This is a genomic window from Mesorhizobium sp. M4A.F.Ca.ET.022.05.2.1, from assembly GCF_003998845.1.
Lineage (GTDB): Bacteria > Pseudomonadota > Alphaproteobacteria > Rhizobiales > Rhizobiaceae > Mesorhizobium.
In genome coordinates this window covers 1-5654 of sequence record NZ_RZOJ01000390.1, presented here as the reverse complement: position 1 = coordinate 5654, position 5654 = coordinate 1, and the positions used below count along the sequence as shown (strand labels likewise).

Genomic DNA, 5654 nt, shown 5'->3' with positions numbered 1-5654 from the left:
GATCGGGATAGAGGACGTCGAGCACGGCGCGTGAAAACCGCGAGCGCTCGGCATCGACTTTTAGCCGCGTGCGCGCGGCAAGAAAAGCAACCCCGTCCAGCAGGCGCTCGACATAGGGATCCGGACACGGCACCGTATCGAGCGAAAGGTTGCGAGCTATCGCCGGATGCATGTCGGCGAATTCCGCGGCGAGCCCGCGGATATGGGTCAGTTCTTCCTCGTAATATTCTACGAAGACCCGATCCATCTCAGCTTTCCCTGAATTCGGTCCGCGCCAGGCCGTTGTCGAGATTGATCGTTGTGCGAAGGCGCAGCCGTTCCGGCGTCGGCGTCATGATCAGCACCGCGTCTATCTCGATCTTCAGACCCACACTTTTGTCGCCAAGGGTCACCGTGACGGTCGTCGCGCTTTCCTTCAGGCGCGGTTCGAACGTGGCAAGCACCGAACGGATCTCCCGCGCCAACGTATCGCGGTCGAAGTCTCGCGACGAACGGCCGGAGAAGGAAGGCACGCCGTAATTGATCACGCTTCGGCGCACTTCCGGAAAATCAGCCAGCGAAGGCGGGTCGTCCATCGCCTGCTCCCGCTCGAGATCGGTCAGCAGCGGAACGGATTCGAAGCGCTCGGTGTTGAACAGGGCCTCGATGTCTCGCCGCACGGCCTCTCTCAGCACGCGCGCCGACACCACCACACCGCGGCTTTCGATCTCCGCACGGTGCTCGTCCTGAAAGATCAGCCGGTGCAGGCGCCGCTTCTGGTCCGGTGTCAGCTCCGCATCGGCGTCGATCGCGCGCGCGCTCCCGGCAAGAAATGTCTCCAGCCGCTCCGCGCCAAGCTCGTCCTGCAACAGCCGGCGCAGCCCGTCTATCTCGGAGGTAAGCCCGGGCAGGTCGTTGACGAGGCGGTCCCAAAGAGAGGGCTGGACCGCCTCGCGCGTCGCTCGCGAACTGCCGGCAAGCCGCGGCTTGTTCGCGCCGGGCCGCCGGACCTCACTTGCCGACATAGACATCCATTTCGATTTCGTCGTCCTTGTCGTAGACGAACTTGATCTTCTTGTAGGCGAAGCTGACTTCCTCCTCGATCAGGTCTTCCTCGTCCTCGGCCTGCGACATGTCGTATTCCATGATCGAGGCGTCGGTCAGCGTCACGACCAGATAGTCGCTCGTCTCGCCGTCTATGGTCCGGCGCGCGGAAAACACCACTTCGTCGAGAGCCTTGTTCTCGAACAGCGCCTTCTTCAGATAGGGCGAGGACTTGTCGTAGTGCTTGGTGAACTTGATCATCCCCAAGGCCACACGACCGCGGCGCGAGAGCGAATTCGGATCGTACGGCGCGACCATCTTGTAGTCGACACCATGGATTTCGATCTCGTCCTCGTGGCCGTCTCGTACGCTCGGACCCTTGATATCCGGAACTTTCAGGAAGCCATCGATCTTCACAGGCATTGTCTTTCTCCACCGCTCTCAAACGAAACAAGATCACATTGCTGCAGTTCAACCCTTCACTGACGGGAGTTCTGACACCAGCCGGAGCGAAGCGTTGATGCCCTCCAACTGATAATGCGGGCGCAGATAGAAGCGGGCATTGTAATAGCCCGGCCGGCCCTCCACGCTGTCCACCTGCACCTCTGCCGCGGCAAGTGGGCGCTTGGCGCGCGCCTTGTCGTCGGCGAAGGCCGGGTTGGCCAACACGTAGCGATTGATCCACTCGGTCAGCCAGATCTGCATGTCCGAGCGCTCCTTGAACGACCCAATCTTGTCGCGCGCAATTGCCTTGAGGTAATGCGCGAAGCGCGACACTGGGAAAAGGTAGGGCAGGTTGGCGCTCAGGCGTTCGTTCGACTGCGCATCGGGATCGACCAGGCGACCGGCGCGCGTCTCGTCATCCTGCAGCGAATGGGCACCGATGAAGGCCGCGAGGTCGGTGTTCTTCCGGTGCAGGATAGGCATCAGACCGAGCTTGGCCAATTCCGCCTCGCGGCGGTCGTCGATGGCGACTTCCGTCGGGCACTTCATCGCGATCGATCCGTCGTCGGTCGGGAAGGCGTGCACCGGCAGGTTGAGGACCGTGCCGCCATTCTCGACGCCGCGGATCTGGGTGCCCCAGCCATAGAGTTTGTGGCTGCGGTTGATGTTGACGCCCATCGGGAAGGCGGCGTTCATCCAGACATATTTGTTGTGGTCGCCCTGCACCTCCTCCTCGAAGGTGAAACCCTTCACCGGGACGGTCTCGGTGCCGTAGGGCAGCCGTGCCAGCACACGCGGCATGGTCAGGCCTATGTAGCGCGCATCCTCGCTCTCGCGCAGCGACTGCCACGAAGCGTAGGCCGGGTTGTTCACAATCATCTGAAGGTCCTGCGGGTTCGGCAGTTCCTGCCAGCTGTCCATGCGGAACAGGCGCGGCGAGGCGGCCGCGATGAACGGCGTGTGCGCCGAGGCGCAGATGCCCGAAATGTTGCGCAAGAGGCCGACGTCGCGCGGATGGTTCGAGAATTCGTAAGCGCCGACGATGCAGCCGATCGGCTCGCCGCCCAGCATCGAATACTCGTCCGTGTAGACCTTCTTGAAGATCGGGCTCTGATCCCACATCTGGCCTTCAAAATCCTCGAGGGTGTCGGCCAGCTGCTCCTTGGAGATGTTCATCACCCGGATCTTGAGATGCTTGGCATCGGTCTCGGTGTTGTTGATGAGATACCAGAGGCCGCGCCATGTGCCTTCCATTTCGCGCACTTCCGGCGCGTGCAGGATCTCGTTGACCTGCGTGGTCAGCATCTTGTCGATGCCGGCGATCAGCGACTTGATCGACTTGATCGCATTGGACGAGATGGTGGTGGTCTCGGAGCGGGATTGCGCCGCCAGCGCGAGATTGCGGACGAGCTGCTGCAGCTTCTCGCTGTCGTCCTTCTTGACCTTGAAATCCTTCTCAAGGAGCCCGCTGAACTCCCCCAGGTCAATGGCTTCGGCCTCGGCGGTGACGGCTGCGGTCTTTTGCTGTTCGGCCATGACTTATTCCCCAACCTTGTCGTCGTCAGACATTGCCTGGCTGGCGATCTTGCTCAGAAGCGGCTCGTTGTTGAGAAGCTGCGCGATGCGCTTTTCGGCGTCGACACGGCCATCCATGAAGCCGAGCAGTTCCTCGAGCTGGCGACGCATCTTGAGGATCTCGGCGAGTTGCGGGACCTGCTCGGCGATCTTGTCCGGCGCGAAATCGCCCATCTTGGTGAAGGTGAGATCAAGCGCCAGTTCCTCGTCCTTCTCGGCGCCTTCCGCTTGCGGCAGCGTATTCTTCACCCGCGCCTTCACGCGTGGCCCGAGCGCCTCCATGAACTTGGGGAAGCGGTTGGCGTCGGTCTCGACGAAGGCACGGTCCAACAGCGACTTTGAAGCTTCCCTGGTTTGCGAAGCGCCGGAAAGGTCGGCCATCACGCCCATGACGAACGGCAGTTCTATCGTCGTCGGGCTGCCGTAGGTTTCGACGTCGTAGGCGATCTGCACCCGCGGCGCGCGATTTCGTTCGATGACCTTCGCTTTGCTTTCGGCTGGCATGTGTTGCTACCTTTCATCCTTCTGGGCCGTCTTCTTGGCATCGGGAACGCCGGCCAGAAGCCGGAACTCCTTCAGCCCCGACGGGGCGAGATCTTCCATCAGTTCAACAAAATCCATGTGCACCATGCGGCGCACACGGCGGGCGAGATGCGGGATCGGGCTCGACGGCTCGGTGCGGTCATAGAAAGCGACGACAAGGTCGAGGCACTTGACCACGTCATCGCGCGAGGAAATCCGGTCGGGCAGCCCGGTGCTCTGTTCCGCGTAGCTTGCGACACTTGCCATCGTATCGGCTCCATGACCGTTTCGGACGGGCGTTGCCGGTTCCGCCGGCGGCGGGGAGGGTTTCGCCGCGCCGTTCGCCACGGCGCCGGCAGCCGAATTGCGCTCCAGGGTCGTCAGCAAACGCTGCAGGAACCGTTTCAATTCCGGGACGGCGGGACCGTTGCCTTCGATGCGGGCGTTGAGCGCGGTCTCGACGGCATCGAGGGCCGCGATTGCCGCGCGGGCGTCGCCCAGCAGCGACGTCATCGCCTCGCCGGCCTGATCGATCTGCGCCGCGCATCCGCTGCGCACCCGGTTCAAGAGCTGGCTGTGGGCGCTCGCAAGCGCTGCCTTTTCGCTGGCATTCAGCCCAGAGGCCGCTTCCTGGAGCATGACGCGCTCGTCGAGGGCGCCTTGTTCCAGGTCGCGCCCGCTGATCGGCCCGATCGGGCGCGGCGCGAAAAAGATCATCTGCCGCAGGTCTGCCAGCAGGCCTTCCTGGCCGTTCTGGAGATCGAGCAGGGCGTTGATGCGACGCAAGGCCGCGTCGCGCGGCGTTGCACCGGATCGCAGCGCCGGGTGCAGGGTCTCCCAGTGGGCGTCGAACGTCTGCGCAATCAGGCTCAGACCGTCGGCCAGTCCGGCCAGCCGGTTTTCATTGGCCAGGGCGCGCGTGACGATGACCAGAAGGCGCAGATCCCGGCCGCGCGGACGCAATTCCTCGGCCTTGGCAAGCACGGCGGGCCAGTCGATCGGAATGATCGCTTCCGCGGACGGCTTGTTGCGGTCGTCATACTCGACTTTGGTCTGCTGTTCGATCAGGCGCTCCAGCTCATGGAAGGCCGGGTCGTTGCGCAAATCCTCACCTGACGGATTCTCACCGTCGAGAGGATTCAGCCAGAGTGCGAGATCAATCACACCAACCCCCAGGAGCGGCCTTGAGACCTTGCGTGACGCAAGGTTATCACAGTGCGTCACTTTATCACAATTCAAGGACTGCTCAAAAACTAACGGAAGCTAAACGCGACCGTTCTGTCGCCGAAACCCATGGCGTCATTGTCCGGCGCCGTATGTGAAATGCATCGCATAGGCGAGGGCAATTTCGTGTTTGTTTGCCTGGGGATGCGGGGCTTTCCCTGAAACGGAAGATGCTGGGCGAATCGGGCATCGAGGCGCATCATCCATCACATGCTTTGTCAACCTGCCGCTTCTATGGCAGGGTATCGGCTGGCTGATTTCGGGAGCAGGTTCGATGGAACAGCGCCGGTCATCGCAGAGCTTCAAGCGCAAGGAACTGGTTGCCAAGCTCGATGCCACGGGGGTGCGCGCCTTCAAGGCCGCGGCCGACACGGCCAAGCTGCGCGGCAATCCCTATGTCGAACTCGTCCATTTCATTCAGCAACTGGTGCTGTCGGAGCGCTCGGATGTGCAGATGATCGTCGCCGATGCCGGGCTGGATGCCAGCCGGCTGACGGCGGACATGACCCGTGCCATCGACAAGCTGCCCTACGGCGCCACCTCGGTGGAGGAATTCTCCGACCACATCTTCCACGCCATCCAGGAAGGCTGGAACCTCGCGACGCTGGAGTTCGGCGTCGAGGAGGTGCGCAGCTCGCATATCCTGCTTGCCTGCCTGAAGACGCCGGTGCTGGAGGGCCTGGTTTCGAAGATCAGCGCCGAGTTCGACCGGATCGATGCGGACGGCGTCATTTCCCGCTTCGCCGATGTCATGGAAGGTTCGCTGGAGGCCGGCGCTGCCCCGGCCACCCTCGCCACGGAGACGCCGATGAAACACGGCCCCGGCGGGGATTCGGCGCTGGCGAAATATGCCACCGACCTGACGC

The 5654-nt window shown here is 62.5% G+C and carries 6 protein-coding genes and 1 pseudogene; 1 reads left to right on the top strand and 6 read right to left on the bottom strand.

Annotation, left to right across the window (positions count from 1 at the left end):
- From EN745_RS28520 to tssA, 6 genes are all read right to left on the bottom strand, one after another.
- Positions 1 to 247 (bottom strand): type VI secretion system baseplate subunit TssF (locus EN745_RS28520; RefSeq protein ID WP_189363185.1); only part of this gene is annotated, 247 nt, incomplete at its 3' end.
- Between the two features lies 1 nt (position 248).
- On the bottom strand, positions 249 to 1004 hold the full coding sequence (tssE, locus tag EN745_RS28515; protein ID WP_126059406.1) for a type VI secretion system baseplate subunit TssE: 756 nt from the start codon (positions 1002 to 1004) through the stop codon (positions 249 to 251).
- Positions 991 to 1446: a type VI secretion system tube protein TssD gene (tssD, locus tag EN745_RS28510; protein WP_126058946.1), complete on the bottom strand. Its 456-nt coding sequence runs from the start codon at positions 1444 to 1446 to the stop codon at positions 991 to 993. Before tssD ends, tssE begins: the two co-directional genes overlap by 14 nt.
- A gap of 48 nt (positions 1447 to 1494) precedes the next feature.
- Positions 1495 to 3003, bottom strand: coding sequence for a type VI secretion system contractile sheath large subunit (gene tssC, locus EN745_RS28505; protein WP_126058947.1), 1509 nt, complete (start codon positions 3001 to 3003; stop codon positions 1495 to 1497).
- Positions 3004 to 3006: 3 nt separating this feature from the next.
- On the bottom strand, positions 3007 to 3546 hold the full coding sequence (tssB, locus tag EN745_RS28500; protein ID WP_126058948.1) for a type VI secretion system contractile sheath small subunit: 540 nt from the start codon (positions 3544 to 3546) through the stop codon (positions 3007 to 3009).
- A 6-nt stretch (positions 3547 to 3552) separates the two neighbouring features.
- The gene (tssA, locus tag EN745_RS28495) at positions 3553 to 4728 is read right to left on the bottom strand and encodes a type VI secretion system protein TssA (RefSeq protein ID WP_127399789.1); all 1176 of its coding nucleotides are present in this window, start codon (positions 4726 to 4728) and stop codon (positions 3553 to 3555) included.
- A gap of 334 nt (positions 4729 to 5062) precedes the next feature.
- On the opposite strand from tssA, the pseudogene EN745_RS28490 reads away from it, so the two are divergent.
- Positions 5063 to 5654 (top strand): annotated as a pseudogene (locus tag EN745_RS28490) (type VI secretion system ATPase TssH); the annotation flags it as partial.